Annotated in this window: 17 protein-coding genes; 10 read left to right on the forward strand and 7 right to left on the reverse strand. The window is 65.9% G+C overall.

The genetic code is table 11. The features are described from left to right. Position 1 precedes the first annotated feature (1 nt). Genes AAHH99_RS08505 through fabG form a run of 3 tightly spaced genes read right to left on the reverse strand, consistent with a single transcriptional unit; the run spans position 2 to position 3,149 of the window. Positions 2–1,195 (reverse strand): acyl-CoA dehydrogenase family protein, encoded by a 1,194-nt coding sequence (locus tag AAHH99_RS08505; protein ID WP_418768262.1) that lies wholly within the window; start codon positions 1,193–1,195, stop codon positions 2–4. Then, on the reverse strand, positions 1,192–2,412 hold the full coding sequence (locus tag AAHH99_RS08510; protein WP_418768263.1) for an acetyl-CoA C-acetyltransferase: 1,221 nt from the start codon (positions 2,410–2,412) through the stop codon (positions 1,192–1,194). The genes AAHH99_RS08505 and AAHH99_RS08510 overlap by 4 nt, the downstream gene beginning before the upstream one ends. After that, the gene (fabG, locus tag AAHH99_RS08515; protein WP_418768264.1) at positions 2,409–3,149 is read right to left on the reverse strand and encodes a 3-oxoacyl-ACP reductase FabG; all 741 of its coding nucleotides are present in this window, start codon (positions 3,147–3,149) and stop codon (positions 2,409–2,411) included. Before fabG ends, AAHH99_RS08510 begins: the two co-directional genes overlap by 4 nt. Positions 3,150–3,315: 166 nt before the next feature. On the opposite strand from fabG, the gene AAHH99_RS08520 reads away from it, so the two are divergent. Continuing rightward, the gene (locus tag AAHH99_RS08520; protein ID WP_418768265.1) at positions 3,316–4,488 is read left to right on the forward strand and encodes an acyl-CoA dehydrogenase family protein; all 1,173 of its coding nucleotides are present in this window, start codon (positions 3,316–3,318) and stop codon (positions 4,486–4,488) included. Beyond that, entirely contained in the window at positions 4,485–5,303 is an 819-nt protein-coding gene (locus AAHH99_RS08525) for a mycofactocin-coupled SDR family oxidoreductase (protein ID WP_418768266.1), read from the forward strand. Before AAHH99_RS08520 ends, AAHH99_RS08525 begins: the two co-directional genes overlap by 4 nt. Position 5,304: 1 nt before the next feature. Here AAHH99_RS08525 and AAHH99_RS08530 read toward each other — a convergent pair whose 3' ends face one another. Together AAHH99_RS08530 and purU are read right to left on the reverse strand one after the other, a co-directional pair. Continuing rightward, positions 5,305–5,757 carry a MaoC family dehydratase gene (locus tag AAHH99_RS08530; RefSeq protein WP_064398279.1) on the reverse strand — a complete coding sequence of 151 codons (453 nt, stop codon included), beginning with the start codon at positions 5,755–5,757 and terminating at the stop codon, positions 5,305–5,307. A 33-nt stretch (positions 5,758–5,790) separates the two neighbouring features. Then, a complete protein-coding gene (gene purU / locus AAHH99_RS08535) occupies positions 5,791–6,723 on the reverse strand; it encodes a formyltetrahydrofolate deformylase (protein ID WP_418769563.1) in 933 nt (310 codons plus the stop codon). A 265-nt stretch (positions 6,724–6,988) separates the two neighbouring features. Here purU and AAHH99_RS08540 point away from each other — a divergent pair, with 265 nt between their 5' ends. The 3 genes from AAHH99_RS08540 to AAHH99_RS08550 are packed head-to-tail and all read left to right on the forward strand — an operon-like array spanning position 6,989 to position 11,729. After that, complete coding sequence (locus AAHH99_RS08540) at positions 6,989–7,738, forward strand: hypothetical protein (RefSeq protein ID WP_418768267.1); 750 nt, start codon at positions 6,989–6,991, stop codon at positions 7,736–7,738. After that, positions 7,735–9,882: an Rv1355c family protein gene (locus AAHH99_RS08545; RefSeq protein WP_418768268.1), complete on the forward strand. Its 2,148-nt coding sequence runs from the start codon at positions 7,735–7,737 to the stop codon at positions 9,880–9,882. The genes AAHH99_RS08540 and AAHH99_RS08545 overlap by 4 nt, the downstream gene beginning before the upstream one ends. Before the next feature lie 47 nt (positions 9,883–9,929). Beyond that, complete coding sequence (locus AAHH99_RS08550) at positions 9,930–11,729, forward strand: putative bifunctional diguanylate cyclase/phosphodiesterase (protein ID WP_418769564.1); 1,800 nt, start codon at positions 9,930–9,932, stop codon at positions 11,727–11,729. Here the strand turns inward: AAHH99_RS08550 and AAHH99_RS08555 are convergent. Next, the gene (locus AAHH99_RS08555) at positions 11,676–12,557 is read right to left on the reverse strand and encodes a hypothetical protein (RefSeq protein ID WP_418768269.1); all 882 of its coding nucleotides are present in this window, start codon (positions 12,555–12,557) and stop codon (positions 11,676–11,678) included. The two genes, AAHH99_RS08550 and AAHH99_RS08555, sit on opposite strands and share 54 nt — an antisense overlap. Before the next feature lie 534 nt (positions 12,558–13,091). Here AAHH99_RS08555 and AAHH99_RS08560 point away from each other — a divergent pair. Both AAHH99_RS08560 and AAHH99_RS08565 read left to right on the forward strand, forming a co-directional pair. Next, positions 13,092–13,766 (forward strand): TetR family transcriptional regulator, encoded by a 675-nt coding sequence (locus AAHH99_RS08560; protein WP_418768270.1) that lies wholly within the window; start codon positions 13,092–13,094, stop codon positions 13,764–13,766. Positions 13,767–13,833: 67 nt separating this feature from the next. Further along, the gene (locus tag AAHH99_RS08565; protein WP_418768271.1) at positions 13,834–14,493 is read left to right on the forward strand and encodes a ScbR family autoregulator-binding transcription factor; all 660 of its coding nucleotides are present in this window, start codon (positions 13,834–13,836) and stop codon (positions 14,491–14,493) included. Here the strand turns inward: AAHH99_RS08565 and AAHH99_RS08570 are convergent, their stop codons facing one another. Further along, complete coding sequence (locus AAHH99_RS08570; RefSeq protein WP_418768272.1) at positions 14,494–14,895, reverse strand: PAS domain S-box protein; 402 nt, start codon at positions 14,893–14,895, stop codon at positions 14,494–14,496. It lies immediately after the preceding gene. A gap of 131 nt (positions 14,896–15,026) precedes the next feature. On the opposite strand from AAHH99_RS08570, the gene AAHH99_RS08575 reads away from it, so the two are divergent. From AAHH99_RS08575 to AAHH99_RS08585, 3 genes are all read left to right on the forward strand, one after another. Then, positions 15,027–16,265, forward strand: a complete 1,239-nt coding sequence (locus AAHH99_RS08575; RefSeq protein ID WP_418768273.1) for an acyl-CoA dehydrogenase family protein — start codon at positions 15,027–15,029, stop codon at positions 16,263–16,265. A 10-nt stretch (positions 16,266–16,275) separates the two neighbouring features. Then, a complete protein-coding gene (locus tag AAHH99_RS08580) occupies positions 16,276–17,400 on the forward strand; it encodes an acyl-CoA dehydrogenase family protein (RefSeq protein ID WP_418768274.1) in 1,125 nt (374 codons plus the stop codon). A 95-nt stretch (positions 17,401–17,495) separates the two neighbouring features. Next, positions 17,496–18,371 carry a universal stress protein gene (locus AAHH99_RS08585; RefSeq protein ID WP_418768275.1) on the forward strand — a complete coding sequence of 292 codons (876 nt, stop codon included), beginning with the start codon at positions 17,496–17,498 and terminating at the stop codon, positions 18,369–18,371.

Below are 18,371 nucleotides of genomic sequence, written 5' to 3' on the forward strand. Positions count from 1 at the left end.
GTCACACCTGATAGTCGGCGAGCAACCGCTTGCTGATGATGTTCTTCTGGATCTCGCTGGTGCCCTCGCCGATCAACAGGAACGGCGCGTCGCGCATCAACCGCTCGATCTCGTATTCCTTCGAATACCCGTAACCACCGTGGATCCGGAAACTCTGCTGAGTGACCTCCGAACAAAATTCGCTCGCGAGGTACTTCGCCATTCCGGCCGCGACGTCGTTGCGTTCCCCGGAGTCCTTCAGCCGGGCGGCGTTGACCATCATCAGGTGGGCAGCCTCGACTTTGGTTGCCATCTCGGCCAATTGGAAGGCGATAGCCTGGTGCTCGGAGATCGGCTTCCCGAACGTCTGGCGCTGCTGGGCGTAGCGGACCGCGAGTTCGAACGCGCGGATACCGACACCGCACGCCCGCGCCGAGACGTTGACCCGGCCGACCTCGATCCCATCCATCATCTGGAAGAACCCCTGGCCCGCCGCCTCGCCGAGGATGTCGTCGGCCTTGGCCACGTAGCCGTCGAAGATCAACTCGGTGGTGTCGATGCCCTTGTAACCGAGCTTGTCGAGCTTGCCCGGAATCGTCAGGCCCGGCGCGACTTCCCCGTAACCGACCGGCTTTTCGACCAGGAACGCGGTCAGGTTGCGATGCGGTTTGTCGGCCCCCTCGTCGGTGCGGACCAACACCGCGACCAACGTGGATGTGCCCCCGTTGGTCAACCACATCTTCTGACCGTCGATCCGGTAGGTGCCGTCGTCGTTGCGGGTCGCCCGCGTCCGGATCGCGGCGACGTCGGAACCGAGTTCGGGTTCGGACATCGAGAACGCACCGCGTGTCTCCCCCGTCGCCATCCGCGGCAGGTAGCGCTGCTTCTGCGCATCGGTGCCGTGCTGACGCAACATGTAGGCGACTATGAAGTGGGTGTTGAGCACACCGGAGATGCTCATCCAGCCGCGCGCCAACTCCTCGACGCACAGTGCGTACGTCAGCAGCGATTCGCCGAGGCCGCCGTACTCCTCGGGGATCATCAGCCCGAACAGCCCCATCTCCTTCATCGCATCGACGATGGCCTGTGGGTAGGTGTCGGTCTTCTCGAACTCCGGCGCGTTCGGGATGATCTCCTTCTCGACGAATTGGCGTACGGTGGACAGGATTTCGGTCTGCACATCGGTCAGGCCCACCGTCTGGGCGAGTTTGGTCATGCGTCGACCCTCTCGAACACCGCGGCCAGCCCCTGGCCGCCGCCGATGCACATGGTCTCCAAGCCGTAGCGGGAGCCGCGCCTCGTCAGTTCACGCGCCAGCGTCGCCAGCATCCGACCGCCCGTCGCGCCGACGGGATGCCCGAGCGAGATTCCTGATCCGTGCACGTTCGTGCGTTCGGTGTCGGCCGCGCCGAAGTTCCACTCCCGCATCACAGCAAGCGCCTGTGCGGCGAAGGCCTCGTTCAGCTCGATCAGGTCGATGTCGGTCAGCGACAGTTCCGCCTTGGCCAGCGCCACCTCGGTTGCGGGCACGGGCCCGATCCCCATGACGTTGGGCGCCACGCCCGCTGAACCCCACGAGACCAGCCGCACCAGCGGCGTCAGCCCCAGCTCTTCGGCCTTGTCGCGCGTGGTCACCACGCACATCGATGCGGCGTCGTTCTGGCCGCTCGCGTTGCCTGCGGTGACCGTCGCCTCCGGATCTTGCTTGCCGAGAACGGGTCTCAGCTTCGCCAGCGATTCGACCGAGGTGTCGGGTCTCGGGTGCTCGTCGGTGTCGATCACCTCTTCGCCCTGCCGGGTGCGCACCGTGACGGGGATGATCTCCTCGGCCAGGATGCCGTCCTTCTGGGCGGCCACCGCGCGACGATGAGACGTCACGGCGAGCTCGTCCTGTTCTTCCCGCGAGATGTCGTACTGCCTGCGCAGGTTCTCGGCGGTCTCGAGCATCCCGCCGGGCACCGGATAGTGCCTGCCACCGGCGGTGGTGCGGCCGCGGGCCAACGAGTCGTGCAGCATGACCCCGCCGGGCGCAGGGCCCCACCGGACGTCGGTCGAGTAGAACGTCACGTTGCTCATGCTCTCCGCGCCGCCCGCGATCACGACGTCGTTGTCGCCGTTGGCGACCTGCAGACACGCCTGGATGACGGCTTGCAGACCCGAACCGCACCGCCGGTCGACCTGCATACCGGGCACGGTCACCGGCAGCCCGGAGTCCAGCGCCACGACGCGGCCGATGGCGGGCGCCTCGCTGCTCGGATAGCAGTGACCAAGGATCACGTCCTCGACTGCTTCCGGCTCGATCCCGGTGCGCTCCAGCAGACCCTTGAGTGCGGTGACGCCGAGATCGACGGCCGTGAGGGACTTGAACATTCCGCCGTAACGGCCGATCGGCGTGCGCACCGGTTCGCAGACGACGGCCTCGCGGATGCTCATAGGTGCCGTCCCCCGGTGATCTCGAGAACGGTCCCGGTCATGTACGACGACAGATCACTGGCCAGGAACAGGGCGACCTTGGCCACCTCCTCCGGCTCGCCGGCGCGGCCCATCGGCACCTCGGCCAACTTCTGGTCCCACGCCTTCTGCGGCATGGCCTCCGTCATCGCCGAGCGGATCAGTCCCGGCTGAATCGCGTTGACCCGCACCCCGAGATGGGCGAGTTCCTTGGCCGCGGCCTTGGTCATACCGACGATGCCTGCCTTGGCCGCCGAGTAGTTGGTCTGGCCGATCATGCCGACCTTGCCCGAGATCGACGACATGTTGACGATCGAGCCGCGCTTGTTCTCGCGCATGATCGGCGCCGCCGCCTTCAGCCCGTTCCATGTGCCTTTCAGGTGCACGGCGATGACCTGATCGAACTGCTCCTCGGTCATCTTGCGAAGCGTTGCGTCACGGGTGATCCCGGCGTTGTTGACCATGATGTCCAGCCCGCCGAACCGCTCGACGGCGGCGCCGACCAATGCCTCGACGTCGTCGGCGTTCGTGACGTCACAGCGCACCGCCAGCGCGAGGTCCTCGCCGCCCAGCTTCTCGGCCGCCGCTTCGGTCGCGGCCAGATCCACGTCGCCCAGCACCACGCGCGCGCCTTCGGCGATAAACCGTTCGGCGATCGCATATCCCAGACCCTGTGCACCGCCGGTCACGACCGCCGTCTGTCCGGTCAACAGCGACACCTGATCACCCCTTCCGCTGGTCAAGGCCCACCCGGGGCCGCGTCAATCGAACATCATATTTCATATATGATCGCCCCCATTCGATGGGCAGACCGGTCACACCGCGCGGGTGCTCGCCGTGACTTGCAGCACGCTCGCGCGAGCAGATGAGGACAAGGAGCACAGGATGGCGACATCCGAAGTCAGCGACGAGGACTTCCAGGAGATCCTGGCGCAGACCCGTCACTTCGTCCGCACCGCGGTGATCCCCCGTGAGCAGGAGATCCTGGCCGCCGACCGGGTCCCCGACGACCTTCGCGAGCAGGCCAAGAAGATGGGACTCTTCGGCTATGCCATCCCCCAGGAGTGGGGCGGGCTGGGGCTGGACCTTTCGCAGGACGTCGAGCTGGCGATGGAGCTGGGTTACACCTCGCTGGCCCTGCGCTCGATGTTCGGGACGAACAACGGCATCGCGGGACAGGTCCTTGTCGGGTTCGGCACCGACGAGCAGAAGGCGCGCTGGCTCGAGCCGATGGCCACGGGCGACGTCGTCGCATCGTTCGCGCTCACCGAGCCCGGCGCGGGCTCCAATCCGTCTGGACTTCGCACCAAAGCCGTTCGGCAAGATAGCGATTGGGTGATCACGGGCCAGAAGCGGTTCATCACCAACGCCCCGACCGCCGACCTTTTCGTCGTGTTCGCCCGCAGCCGCCCCGCCGATGCTGACGGCGCGGGCATCGCCGTGTTCCTGGTGCCCGCCGACGCCGCCGGTGTCCAGGTCGGCGCCAAAGACGCGAAGATGGGCCAAGAGGGCGCGTGGACGGCGGACGTCAGCTTCGACGACGTGCGTGTGCCCGCCGAAGCGCTCGTCGGTGGCAGCGAGGACATCGGTTATCGCGCCGCGATGATCTCGTTGGCTCGCGGACGCGTACACATCGCCGCTTTAGCGGTCGGGGCCGCGCAACGCGCGCTCGACGAGTCGGTCGCCTACGCCGCCACCGCGACCCAGGGAGATACACCGATCGGCAACTTCCAGTTGGTGCAGGCGATGCTCGCCGATCAGCAGACCGGCGTGATGGCCGGCCGCGCACTGGTCCGCGACGCCGCGCGCCGATGGGTCACCGGCGAGGACCGCAGGGTCGCACCGTCGGCGGCCAAGCTGTTCTGCACCGAGATGGCCGGTGATGTCGCCGATATCGCGGTCCAGATCCACGGCGGCAGCGGCTACATGCGCGAGGTTCCCGTCGAACGCATCTACCGCGATGTCCGGCTGCTGCGACTTTACGAGGGCACCAGCGAGATACAGCGTCTCATCATCGGGTCCAACCTCGTCAAGGCCGCACAGAAGGAGCGTTCGTGAACAGGCTCACCAACAAGGTCGCGTTCATCACCGGCGCCGCGCGGGGTCAGGGTCGCGCACACGCCGTCCGGATGGCCACCGAGGGCGCCGACATCATCGCCGTCGACATCGCCGGAAAGCTCCCGGACTGCGTGCCTTACGACCATGCGACACCTGAGGAACTCGCCGAGACAGCCCGCCTGGTCGAGGCCACCGGTCGCCGCATCCTCACCTCGCAGACCGACACCCGTGATGCCGAGACCCTCAACGAGGTTGTGGCCGAAGGGGTTGCCGCATTCGGCCGGCTCGACGTGATCGTCGCCAACGCGGGTATCTCACCACCGCAGCTGTGGGACGAGATCACGCCGGAGGACTTCCGCGACGTGATGGACATCAACGTGGCAGGAACCTTCAACGCCGTTCGGGCAGGCGCGCAGCACATCATCGACGGTGGCCGGGGCGGGTCCATCATCCTGATCAGCTCGGCTGCCGGAATCAAGTTGCAGCCGTTCATGGTTCACTACACCGCGAGCAAGCACGCTGTCACCGGCATGGCCCGCGCCCTGGCCGCCGAACTCGGAAAGCACTCGATCCGCGTCAACAGCGTGCACCCCGGCCCGGTCAACACCCCGATGGGTTCGGGCGACATGATCACCGCGATCGCCAAGGTGATGGAAACCAACCCGTCGCTGCAGCACATGATGACGCCGTTTCTGCCGACGTGGGTTCTGCAACCCGAAGACGTCGCCGAGGTGGTGTGCTGGTTGGCCGGCGACGAGTCGAAACACATGACGGCCACGGCCATTCCGGTGGATCAGGGCTCCACCCAGTACTGAATCAGCGGATGAAGCGCACGATCGACTCCGCGACGGCGGCAGGCTTTTCCGAGCCCTCGATCTCGATCGTCGTGGTCATCGTCGACTGCACGGCGCCGTCGAGCTGGTCGATCTTCGTCAATTCACCCGTGGCGCGGATCTTGGCGCCGACCTTGACCGGTGTGATGAAGCGAACCTTGTTGTATCCGTAGTTGATCGCCATCGCGATGTTGCCCACCGTGTACAGCTGATGCGAGAAGTACGGGAGCAGCGACAGCGTCAGCAAGCCGTGGGCGATCGTCGCCCCGAACGGCCCGTTGGCCGCCTTCTCGGGGTCGACGTGGATCCACTGGTGGTCCTCGGTCGCGTCGGCGAACAGGTTGACGCGGTCCTGGGTGACTTCGAGCCATTCGGTGGGGCCGAGCTGGCTGCCCTCGGCCGCGATGAACTCGTCGAGGTCGCTGAACTTCTTCACTACTTCTCCTTCGTACCGGCGAGAAGATCGTCGCTAGAAGACGACGGTCTGGTTGCCGAATCGGATGATGCGGTCCTCACAGTGCCATAGCACCGCTCGGGACAAAACAACGCGTTCGACGTCCGATCCGAGGCGGACCAGATCCTCCACGCCGTGCCGATGGTCGACCCGCACCACGTCCTGCTCGATGATCGGTCCCTCGTCGAGGTCCTCGGTCACGTAGTGCGCGGTGGCGCCGACGAGCTTGACCCCACGCTCCTTGGCCCGCCGATACGGCGCGGCGCCGATGAACGCCGGCAGGAACGAATGGTGGATGTTGATGAGCGGACACCCGATGTCGGCGATGAATCGCGGCGTGAGGATCTGCATGTAGCGCGCAAGGACCACCAGGTCGACGTTGCCGCGCAGCAACTCGAGCTGGCGACGTTCGGCATCCTCGCGGATTTCCCTACTGGCCGGTACGTGGATGAACGGAACCGAGAAGGCCCGGACCTGATCCGCGAGGTCGGGATGGTTCGCGACCACCATGGCCACAGACATGTCGAGCTCGCCGCGCCGGTTGCGCCACAGCAGATCGAGCAGGCAGTGGTCTTCTTTGGAGGCCATGATCGCCACCCGCTTGGGTTTCGCGGCTTCGGTGAGCCGAAAGTCCATACCGAATGGTACGGCGACCCGTTCGGCGAATTCGCGTTCGAGGTCATCGCGCGCAGCTGTCAGGCCGGGCAGGTGAAAAATGGTGCGCTGCATGAATGTGCCGCCCGACTGTTCGGTCGCGTGCTGGTCCAGCGACACGATGTTCGCCCCGGCGGCGGCGAGAAATGCGCTGACGGCCGCCACCAATCCCGGCCGATCCACACAGCGAAGCAGCAACCTGCCCACATCGTTAACGGGCAGGTTCCCTGCACCCGGACTCGGATATCCCCCGGTCACCTCACCCAGCGTGGCACTCGGCCGCCGCAAGCGCAGGTGAACGGCCGCATCGCGCGGTTGCCCCACGGAATCCGCACGCGGCCCATTTCGATTCCGCAGGAGATTCTCGGCAATTAGCTGCGTGCGTTCACAGCACCACGCCGGTCCCCTTTTTTGCGCCGACAACAAGCCTTTTCACCACAAGATCACTGCGCTTCCTGGTAATAAAACCGCACTCGGCGAGATACTCATATGGATGTGGGAAATCCACACGTAATCAGCAGCGACCCGTCCATGGGAACTGCCCGATGATCGGACGATTATGACCATTGCACAAATCCAGTCCGCCACCGATGTCGCCGCCAGTTTGCGACAGACTCCCAGTTTCTGGGATTCGGAGACCGACTGCACGATCACCTTTGCGCACCCCGCGGTCGAGCCCGAGCTCTGGCGGGATTTCGTGCACGGGGCGACGCGCAGTTACACCAAGCACGGTGTGGCGAAGGCACTCGACATGGATGCGTTGCACACCGGCTCGGACACCATCCTGTTCGCCGCCTGCGTCGACCAATCCGGAAAGGTGGTCGGCGGCCTTCGCGCCAAAGGGCCATACCAGTCCGCCGACGAAGCCCATGCACTGCTGGAGTGGAAAGGCCAGCCGGGTTTCGACGCGGTGCGGAAGATGATCAGCGACCGGCTACCATTCGGCGTCGTGGAGATGAAAACCGCATGGGTGACTGACGATCCCGATCGCAACCGTCAGCTCACCTACGCCATCTCCCGAACACCGCTGCATGCGATGGGGCTTCTCGACATTCAGTTCATCGTCGCGACGGCGGCCTCCTATGTGCTCAAGCGATGGCTTTCGTCCGGCGGTATTCTGGCGACGAAGATTCCTCCGACGCCGTATCCCGACGAGCGTTATGAGACCCGACTGGCCTGGTGGGATCGTGCGACGTTCCCCAAACATGCCGATCCGAAACAGCTTTCGTTGTATTTCGCCGAACAGCAGATGCTTGCTCCTGTTCAGAAGGCGGTCGGGTTATCGGCCGCCACCGGGACCGAGCGGTGATCGGCGGGGACGGCGATCCGAGTTGGTGCACTGCAGTAGTTCTGCGACCCGACGATCCCGTCCTCGCCCAACTGCAGTCGAATTCGAGCATCGCGATCACCGACAGCGCAGCACAACAACAGCAGGTGCTGCGCGAAATGCGGCCATCGCCGCCGGAAGACGTTCTCGCTGAACCGATTCGATGGGTCTACTATCCGTGGCGGCGGGCCGCGGCCAGCATCCTCGGCCCCAGAGGTTTTCGCCGTGTGCGTCTGGATCGCAACCGCAACCTGATCACGGTCGCCGAACAGAAGAAACTCGGCGGCCTCACGGTCGGCGTCGTCGGTTTGAGTGTCGGCCATACGATCGCTTACGCGCTCGCGGCTCAAGGGCTGTGCGGTGGCTTGCGGTTGAGCGACTTCGACGACATGGATCTGACGAACCTGAACCGAGTGCCCGCCTCGGTGCTCGACATCGGCGTGAACAAGGCGGTCGTGTGCGCCAGAAGGATCGCCGAACTCGATCCGTATCTGCCCGTGCGCGTCGACGTCGCCGGCGTCAACGAGCGAACCGTGCACGAATTCCTCGACGGCCTGGACCTCGTCATCGAGGAATGCGACTCCCTGGACGCCAAGCTGCTGGTCCGCGAGGCCGCACGCCAGCGCGGGGTCCCGGTGCTGATGACGACCAGCGATCGTGCGCTGCTCGACGTCGAGCGGTTCGATCTCGATCCGGCACGTCCGGTCCTGCACGGCCTCGTCGGAGACATGGACGCGGCCGGCCTCGCGAATCTCAGCAGCACCGACAAGCTGCCGTACTCGCTTCGGTTGGCCGAGGCCAGCCAGGTTTCGGCCCGGATGGCGGCCTCGTTGATCGAGGTGGGACAGACCTTGTCGACGTGGCCGCAGTTGACCTCCGAGGTGGCGCTGAACACGAGCCTGGTCGCCGAAGCGGTCCGGCGGATCGGCCTTGGCGAGCACCTCCCGTCCGGACGCGCGCGGATGGACATCGCCGAGGTCTTCGACCGCCTCGATACCCCGGTCGTGCCCGTCGGCGACCACCCCGTCGACTACCCCGTCGACGACCCTGCCGAGGACCGGCCGAACCGAGCAACGGAGGCGATCGCTGCCGCCGCGCAGCGCGCGCCCTCCGGCGGCAATGCGCAGCCCTGGCGGATCGAGGTGACCGCCGCATCGGTGACCGTCGCGTTAGACCCGCGGTTCACCACGACGATGGACGTCGGTTTGCGGGCCAGCGCCCTCGCGGTCGGCGCCGCGACCTTCAACGCCTGCGTCGCGGCCGCCGCCCACCACATGACCGCACAGGTGAACTACGGCCCCGGTGACGAGGCTTCACCGTTGGTCGCGACGGTGCATCTCGCGCCGGGCGACGACCCCGAACTCGCATCGCTGTACGAGCCGATGCTGGCCCGGGAGACCAATCGCCGTCTCGGGAACGCGGCGCCGATCCCTGCCGAAACGATCGCGACCCTGGTCGCCGCCGCGGAGGCCGAAGGCGCCCGGGTGAGGGTCCTGACCGACCGGGCCGACCTCGAATCGGCCGCAGCGATTCTGGCCGCCGCCGATCGCATCCGATATCTGACTCCGCGCCTGCACGCCGAGATGTTCGCCGAACTGCGGTGGCCCGACTCGGCCTCGCTGGAGTCCGGCATCGACGTACGCACACTGGAACTCGCACCGGCGGACTCGGTGATGCTCGACGTCCTGCGCCGGCCGGAGGTGATGGGCCACGTGAAGGAGTGGGACGGTGGGCGGGCCCTCGGCGACGACACCGCGCGCCGAGTGCGCGACTGCGCCGGTCTGGCGGTGGTCTCGGTGAGCGGGCACCGCCTGGCCGATTACGCACAAGCCGGGGCGGCCGTGGAGTCGGTGTGGATCCGGGCCCAGCAGCACGGGCTTGCCGTACAACCGGTTTCACCGCCGTTTCTGTATGTGATCGACGAGCAGGACCGCCGCCGGGTCTCGCCCGCTTTCGCCGACGACCTCGCCCGGCTGCAATATGATTTTCGGCAACTCGCGGGAACCGGTACGGCTGAGTCGCAGGCGTTGATCCTGAGGTTCACCTACGCAGCCCGCCCGTCGGTCAGAAGCCGGCGCCGCAGTCACTACCGTCGCGACAGCGCCGACGGCGTTAGGGAGGGTTAGTGCCCAGCAGTCTCGAGAACCTCGTGACGTCGGTCGCCACGCAGCTGATGGGCGTGACCGCCGCGACGCAGGTCGAGGTGAGCCAGCGTGTGCTGGCCGATCTCGTCGAGTACCTCGGCGTCGACGTCAGCTTCCTGCGCCACAACGATCATCGGATCCGCGCGTCGGTGCTGGTCGCGGAGTGGCCGGTCCGGCCGGGGATTCCGGATCCCGACCCGTTGGGCGTGGTGTATTTCGCCGACGCCGACCCGGTGTTTGCGCGGTGCGAGCATCAGAAGGAACCGATTGTGTTCCGCCCGGAGCCATCGACCGAGGAGTACCAGCAGACCATCGCCGAGGGCAGACAGGTTCCGTCGACGTCGATGGCGTGCGTGCCGATGCTCTCGGGTGAGATCACCTCCGGGGTGCTCGGATTCGTCAAGTTCGGCGACAGGGACTGGAAGCCCGAGGAACTCAACGCGCTGAAGGCGATCGCGTCGCTGTTCGCTCAGGTTCAAGCGCGGGTCGAAGCCGAGGATCGCCTGCGCTACCTGGCCGAACACGACGACTTGACGGGATTGTGCAATCGGCGGGCGCTGCTGGCGCATTTGGACGCCCGTCTGCAGCAGGGGCAACCGGGGCCGGTCTCGGTGCTGTTCTTCGATCTGGACCGGTTGAAGGCCATCAACGACTACCTCGGCCACACCGCCGGTGACTGGTTCATTCGCGTTCTGGCCGAACGGCTGCGCCAGATCGCCGACGACGGCACGTTCCTCGCCCGCCTCGGTGGCGACGAGTTCGTGGTCGTGCCTGTTGGACCGACGGACGTCGACACCGCGAGGGAACTGGCCACTCGGCTGCAATCGACGCTGAACGAGCGGGTGGCGGTCGACGGCGAGACGCTCACCCGTACGGTCAGCATCGGTGTGGCGTTGGGCGAGCCGGGCCGTGACAACACCTCGGATCTCTTGCGGCGCGCCGACCAAGCGGTGTTGACCGCCAAGGCATCCGGCGGCAACGAGGTCGCGGTCTTCACCGATCAGATGTCGATGGAGTCCGACTTCCGCAACGACATCGAGCTTCACCTGCACGACGTCATCGAAACGGGCGCCCTTCTGTTGCACTATCAGCCCGAGGTCAACATGCGCACCGGCGAGATCCTCGCCGCCGAGGCGCTGGTCCGCTGGGAGCATCCGACGCGCGGCCTGCTCGCACCCGGCTCTTTCATTGGGGTTGCCGAATCAATCAACCTGGCGGGCGAACTGGGACGCTGGGTGATGCGGACGGCGTGCCGCGAGTTCGCCCAGTGGCGCACCAACGGTGTCGGCCTCGACGCGGTATTGCGGGTCAACGTCTCCCCGGTCCAACTGGTGAGCGACGGTTTCGTGGAATCGGTCGCGGCGACGATCGATGAGTTTGGTCTCGACGGCGGATCGGTGTGCCTGGAGATCACTGAGAGCGTCGTGGTGCAGGACATCGAAACCACCCGCAAGACGCTGGCCGGCCTTAAACAGGTCGGCGTGCAGGTCGCCATCGACGACTTCGGCACCGGCTACAGCGTGCTGTCACATCTGAAGTCACTGCCCGTCGACACCCTGAAGATCGACAGGGGGTTCGTCCGCGAGTTGGGCGAGAATCCCGGCGATCTCGCGATCGTGCGCGCCATCATCGCGCTGGCGGAGGCGTTCGGCCTGCAGCTCGTCGCCGAGGGTGTGGAGACCGAGAAGGCCGCGCGCACCCTGCTCGAACATGGATGCCACCGGGCGCAGGGATTTCTGTTGTCGCGTCCGCTGCCGGGCGCCGAGATGCAATCGCTACTCGCCCAGGGACGGGTACCCGTGGACTTTTCCGCATCGCCACGACGCTGAGTGGCGGTACGTCTCACGAAGATTGGCCGGTAGACGGCGACCGCGCGCATGGCACGCCGCGCCGGACACCGCCGGCGGTTCGGAGGTGAGCACCTCCACGCGGCCGAACCTGCTGGCACGCTGTCCGACGAGGCAGACACGCAGGATGTCGCCCGACACCGACCTCGGATCGATTTCGGGAAGTTGCACGGCTCCGCTCGTGACCGTGACACCGTGCCGAGCCCGGACCGCCGTCGGCCCGTCGGGAGTGGCGAACACCGCGCCCACCGCGACGCCCTCCTCGAAAACCAGGCGCTGCAACGCATGGTCGGAATGCACCTCGATGTGACGGTCGGCCACGCCCCTGGTGAGCAGATCGAGCACGGAGCCCGCGAGCTCACCGGAATCGGCGGAGAGCGCACCGATCTCGAGGACCTCCAGGATCTGGCCATCCGACGCCTGAACAGTCGTCGCGCTCCAATCCGGAAGCCGGGTCGAGAGGTAACCGAACGGCGTCGCCAGACATTGGGCCGCCCATTCCCGCAGGCGCGCCCCGACGAACGGTGCCACCGCGCGGCCGTTCTCGGCGGGCACGTGCGAGGGCACCACGCGGATCGGCACGCCGACATCGTGGGACTGACCGTGCAGCGGCCCCAGGTCCGACGTCATCTCGGCGAAGAAGTGCCGGGTGCACTCATCGGTCGCGTTCGTACCGAGCCAGTTGTGCTCGGCGACTCCCCAGTCCGCGATGAACACCTCACCACCGAGTTCGTCGAGCGCGATGGCGTGTGCGAGCCCTGCCGCACCGGCATCGGCACACACCACGTCGACTTCGTCGTCCCACTGCACCGTTAACTTCTCCAAGGTCGCTGTGACTTACAGTCCGGCCACACGTCGATGCGGGATTCTGCGCATCACACGATGATTCAGGCCGTTTTCGAAAAGCTGCCATTGTCCGTACGACGTTTTCGAGGGGTTCGCCAGTACAGGCAATGGCAACGCAATAGGAAACAACGTGCGCGACGCCGAACATGTCCAGTCGCGGGGAGCCCCGAACGCCTGCGACGCAGTGAGACCGACGGGCGGCAATACGCGTCGCCGCGAACCGAAAGTCATCACGGGGGGTACTTTACATACTTTTCGGATGTTATGGGCGTCTAACTATGACTTAGAGTTTGACGTGTCGGACACAACAATTCGACATGCGGGATTCTGGAAAAGTCAGACGAAAAGATTGCGGAGGAATCGAAAGCGGCGGGAAGAACGGTGGCCATCCGGGTTGTCGCACACAGCTAACTGGAGAGAATTCGTCGAACCGGGGAAGTGGATGGAAGAATTGCAGGGTTGGTTAATTTCAGGCAAACGAGGCCCCCACTGAACGCCGTGCCCCCACCGGCCGAACAGGTGGATCGACGGTCGGACTCGACGCGGCTCCAGATCTTGCGTGCGGCGTCTCGTCTGTTCGCCCGCAGCTCCTACAGCCGGGTCAACCTCGACGACATCCTCACCGACGCGGCGGTCACCAAGGGGGCGATGTACTTCCACTTCCGCTCCAAGCACGCGCTGGCGTCGGCGATCGTCGAGCTCCGCATGGAGGAAGCGCGAGCGTCGGTCGACGAGGTGCTGGCACGCAGGTTGTCCGGCCTGGAGACGCTCATCGATCTGTCGTTCCGGCTCGCGGTCGACGACATCGGCAGCGAGGTGGCGAGAGCCGGGTTGAATCTCCTGGAGTCCATCGGTCGTACCGACGGAATGCAGCCCGACATCCTCTGTCGGTGGGTCGAGGGCTACGCGAAGGTCATCGCCAGGGCGGTCGCCGAAGGCGATATCCGGGACCACGACGACGCCGAGGCGATCGGCCGCCTCCTGGTTTCGGTGTACATGGGCTTACGGCAGACCAGCGATCTCGACAACCCCGAGCGCTTCATGCGCGACCTGCAGTCGGCATGGATGCTGCTGCTGCCCGGCCTAACCGACCAGGACCGCATCGCCTATCTGGCCGAGTTCGTCAAGCGGCGGACCGCAGTCGCCATCAAGACGGCAACTCCCTTGGCATGATCTATGATCCCCCGACCAGGCCATCTCCACCCGGTTGAGGCCGTCGGAGCATCCGGAGGTACCGGCGATGGTGCGCCAAGCACGATCTGAAGCGACCCGGCGACGGATCATCGATTCGGCCGTCGGGCTGTTCAACGAGATCGGATACGCCACCACAAGCCTGGGCGACATCATCGAGCGTGCCGAAATGACGAAGGGCGCCCTCTACTACCACTTCGATTCGAAGGAGGCGCTGGCCGCCGCGATCATCGAGGAGGGCAGCGCCACTATATTCCGGGAATTCGCCCAGATCAGGGAATCGTCGGCGCCCGCGCTCGAACGCATCATTCACAGCAGTTTCGTCATCGTTGGCCTGATCGGCACCGACGACCTGGCTCGCAGCAGCACCCATTTGCTGCGCGCCTTCGGCGAGTTTCACGCAGTGGCCGCCAGTACCTACTCCCACTGGCTCGACGAGATCACCTCACATGCGGTCGAGGCGATCGACGACGGCGATCTGCGCGCCGATCTCAGTCCACTGGCGGTCGCCGAGACGATCCTCGGAACGATGGTGGGCACCGAACTCCTGGCCAACATCATCACTTCCAGAGCCGACGTAGTGGAGCGCCTCGGGCGGATATGGGAGATTTTGCTACCGGCGCTCGTGACCGACGAGTCGCTGAGCTATTTCCAGCAGTACCTGGCCCGCGAGTCGATGCGCCAATCCGCGCCGCCGCTCGAGCCCTGATTACAGTTCGTCGAGCCAGAGTCGTTCGGTCAGATCCTGGAACGTCGCCAGGGCGACCGGGTCACTACCGCGCCGCAGGGCCGACTTGCTCATCCTGGCCCGCACGATCGAACCGTCCCGGTGCAGGAGTTCGACCACCAACTCCTCGTGCGCGCGCATCACCGACACCGCCGACTCATCGGCGGGCAAGGTGTGGAAGATCTGATGAAAGTGCAGTTCGCGCAGCGCGTCAGCGCTGTAGCCGACCATGTCGGCGAACGCCTCGTTGGCGAACACGATCGCACCGTCTTCGGAAATCGCCAACACCGGTACCGGCAGGCGGTCGAGCACCACTAACGCGGGTAACTCCCCGAGAACAGCCGTCGGCGATTTCGCAACCTGACTGTCTCGTCGTCGCTCCACGGATTAATTATGCAGTCGTCGCAACGTCCTCGTTCCACAAATATGTCGTAGTGCCGATCAAGACGCCCCCGGACCGGCCACATAGTCAACTAGGTTTACTGTGTAGAGCGTCAAGAGACAGGGGATCGACGATGGACCTGAAGTGGTCACCGGCAGACGCGGCGTTTCGTGACGAGGTGCGCAGCTTCCTCGACGAGAAGTTGACTCCGGAACTCCGTCGCGCCGGCCGCCTCATGACCAGCGTGTACGCCGACCACGACGCGAGCATGCAATGGCAGCAGATCCTGCACGAGCGGGGCTGGGCAGCGCCGGCCTGGCCGGTCGAGTACGGCGGCTGCGACTGGAGCCTGACCCAGCACTACATATTCAGCCGCGAGTCCACGCTGGCGGGCGCTCCGTCGCTGTCCCCGATGGGGATCCGCATGGTCGCCCACGCCCTGATCAGGTTCGGGAGCGACGCACAGAAGGACTTCTTCCTGCCGCGCATCCTCACGGGCGAGGTCTTCTTCTGCCAGGGTTACTCCGAACCGGAGGCGGGGTCGGATCTGGCCGCGCTGTCGATGGCGGCGGTCCTCGATGAATCGGCGGGCGAATTCATCTGCACCGGCAGCAAGATCTGGACGACGCACGCCCGGGAGGCGAACTGGATGTTCGCGCTGGTGCGCACGTCCAGAGGCCAGAAGAAACAGCAGGGCATCACGTTCGTGCTCATCGACATGTCCACCCCCGGTATCGAGATCCGGCCGCTGGTGATGACATCCGGAGAAGAAGTACAGAACCAGGTCTTCTTCGACGAGGTGCGGGTCCCCACGACGAACGTCCTCGGCAAGATCGACGACGGGTGGACCGTCGCGAAGTACCTGCTGGAGTTCGAACGCGGTGGCGGGGCCTCGTCACCGGCGCTGCAGGTGATGGCGCAGGAGATCGCCACCGTCGCGGCCAATGAGCCGGGTCCTGGCGGGGGCCGACTGATCGACGACCCGGCCTTTGCCCGCAAGCTGGCCGACGCGCGGATCCGCACCGAGGTGCTCGAGATCCTCGAGTACCGAGTGCTGGCGACGGTGGCCGAGGGGAAGAACCCCGGCGCCGCGTCGTCGATGCTCAAAGTGCTCGCGACCGAGTTGAGCCAGGCGATCACCGAACTCGCCATGGAAGCGGCCGGACCGCGGGGCCGCGTCTACCAGCCGCACGCCGCCTGCCCCGGCGGGCCGATCGCCGAGTTCGAGCCGCCGCCGGACGGATATCTCAGCGGTGACCCCTGGCAGGCGGTCGCACCATTGCGCTACTTCAACGACCGGGCCGGCTCGATCTACGCCGGCAGCAACGAGATTCAGCGCAACATCCTGGCCAAAGCGGCGCTGGGACTCTGAGGGGCTTGATATGGACTTCAACCTGAGCAAGGAACAAGAACTGCTGCGCGACGGCTTGAACAAGTTCTTGTCGAGCCGATACGAGCTCGAGAGCAGCCGCGCGGCGGCGAAGACGGGTGCCGGTTGGCAGCCCGACATCTGGTCCGGGTTCGCCAACGAGCTGGGGATCCTCGGGGCCGCGTTGCCCGAGGACCTCGGCGGAATCGGCGGCGGACCGGTCGAAGTGATGGTCATCGCCGAGGCACTCGGGCAAGCGTTGGTCGTCGAGCCGTATGTGGACACCGTTGTCGTGTCGGGCGGCCTGCTGCAGCGTGCCGGCGGCGAGCCGGCCTCGGCGCTGCTCGAGCGGATCGTCGAGGGAACGGCCATCGTCGCGCTCGCGGCGAACGAGTCTGAGTCCGGCCACAATTGGGCCGACGTGACGACCAGCGCCGAGCGCGACGGCGACGAATGGGTGCTGCGGGGGTCCAAGATCGTCGTCGCGAGCGCACCTCTGGCCACCCACCTTCTGGTCACCGCGCGGACCGCCAGCGGAATCTCGTTGTTCCTCGTCGATCTCGAGCCGGCGGGAGACGCTGTCGCGGCCCACCACTACCGCACCATCGACGACCGCAGGGCATCCGACCTGACGTTCGACAGGTTGCGGCTTCGGGCCGACTCGCTGCTCGGCGAGGAGGGCGCGGCATGGCCGTCGCTGGCTCAGGCACGCGACGAAGGTGCGGCCGCGGTCTGCGCGGAAGCTGTCGGGTGCATGCGGAAGGTGTTGGCCGACACCGTCGAATACGCCAAACAACGTCAGCAGTTCGGGCAGCCGATCGGCAGTTTCCAGGTGCTGCAGCACCGCATGGTCGACATGTACATGGAAGTCGAGCAGGCGGTGTCCGCCGCGTACCTGGCGGTCCTCAACCTCGAGGCCGAGCCGGATGTACGGGCACGCGCGGTGTCGGCGGCCAAGGCCACCGTGGGCCGGGCCGCGCGGTTCATCGGACAGCAGTCGGTGCAACTGCACGGCGGCATGGGTATGACCGAGGAACTCGCGATCGGCCACTATTTCAAGCGGCTGACCGCGCTTCAGTACGAGTTCGGCACCACCGACTTCCACGTCACCCGGTTTGCGGAGCTGACCGGGGCCTGACCCGCGCGACGGCATGAGGACCAAAGGCCCTGTCACGTGCGCGGCCGACCACCTAACGTGGACTCGGTAACCGCCATGTGGCGAAGGGAGAGGTCATGGCTGCCGGTCCGAGCGGAATACTTGTTGGCGTCGACGGATCACCGGACTCCGATGCGGCCATTCGATGGGCCACGCACGAGGCCCTTTTGCGGGACGAGCCGATCAGGCTGCTCCATGCGATCACTCCTGTCGCGGTGACATGGCCGGTCGCGTATCTGGAATCCAGCTACATCGACTCGATGGAATCCAATGGCCGCGACATCCTCGACACGGCGCAGAAGACCGTCCAGGCCGCCGCCGGTGACAAGGCGCCGCCGGCCATCGAGGCGCACATCGTGAACGCCGCGGCGCCCGCCGCGCTCGTGACCGCCTCGCGCGACGCATACATGACGGTGTCCGGGTCGCGGGGCCTCGGTGTTCTCGGACGGGTCTTCCTCGGTTCGGTCAGCAGTGGCCTGCTGCACCACGGAAAGGGTCCGGTCGCGATCGTTTGCACCGACGACTCGCCGCCCACCGACGCCGGCTCCCCGGTCCTGGTCGGCATCGACGGCTCGCCCGCCTCCGAAGAGGCCACCGCGCTCGCGTTCGACGAGGCCTCGAGGCGCGGTGTGGGGCTGACTGCGCTGCATGCGTGGAGTGACGCCTCGTTCCCTTCCATCGGCAGCGACTGGGAACGCTACGAGGACGGCGGACACCGGGTCCTGTCCGAACGCCTCGCCGGCTGGCAGGAACGGTATCCGGATGTGCAGGTGCAGCGCCGGATCGTCAGTGATGACCCCGCACGACGGCTCGTCGAAGCGTCGGGCGAGGCTTCGCTCGTCGTCGTCGGCAGCCGGGGCCGCGGCGGATTCTCCAGCCTCGTGCTCGGCTCCGTTGCGTCGAAGGTGGCTCAGTCGGCCAAGGCGCCGGTGATCGTCGTCCGGCCGCGGTGA

This window comes from Mycobacterium neumannii (genome assembly GCF_048452905.1).
In the GTDB taxonomy this organism is placed as follows: Bacteria; Actinomycetota; Actinomycetes; order Mycobacteriales; family Mycobacteriaceae; genus Mycobacterium; species Mycobacterium neumannii_B.

Coding starts and splice junctions, on each gene's coding strand:
- AAHH99_RS08505 (WP_418768262.1), bottom strand. CDS start 1,195: ATGACCAAACTCGCCCAGACGGTGGGCCTGACCGATGTGCAGACCGAA.
- AAHH99_RS08510 (WP_418768263.1), bottom strand. CDS start 2,412: ATGAGCATCCGCGAGGCCGTCGTCTGCGAACCGGTGCGCACGCCGATC.
- AAHH99_RS08520 (WP_418768265.1), top strand. CDS start 3,316: ATGGCGACATCCGAAGTCAGCGACGAGGACTTCCAGGAGATCCTGGCG.
- AAHH99_RS08540 (WP_418768267.1), top strand. CDS start 6,989: ATGACCATTGCACAAATCCAGTCCGCCACCGATGTCGCCGCCAGTTTG.
- AAHH99_RS08550 (WP_418769564.1), top strand. CDS start 9,930: ATGGGCGTGACCGCCGCGACGCAGGTCGAGGTGAGCCAGCGTGTGCTG.
- AAHH99_RS08565 (WP_418768271.1), top strand. CDS start 13,834: ATGGTGCGCCAAGCACGATCTGAAGCGACCCGGCGACGGATCATCGAT.
- AAHH99_RS08575 (WP_418768273.1), top strand. CDS start 15,027: ATGGACCTGAAGTGGTCACCGGCAGACGCGGCGTTTCGTGACGAGGTG.
- AAHH99_RS08580 (WP_418768274.1), top strand. CDS start 16,276: ATGGACTTCAACCTGAGCAAGGAACAAGAACTGCTGCGCGACGGCTTG.
- AAHH99_RS08585 (WP_418768275.1), top strand. CDS start 17,496: ATGGCTGCCGGTCCGAGCGGAATACTTGTTGGCGTCGACGGATCACCG.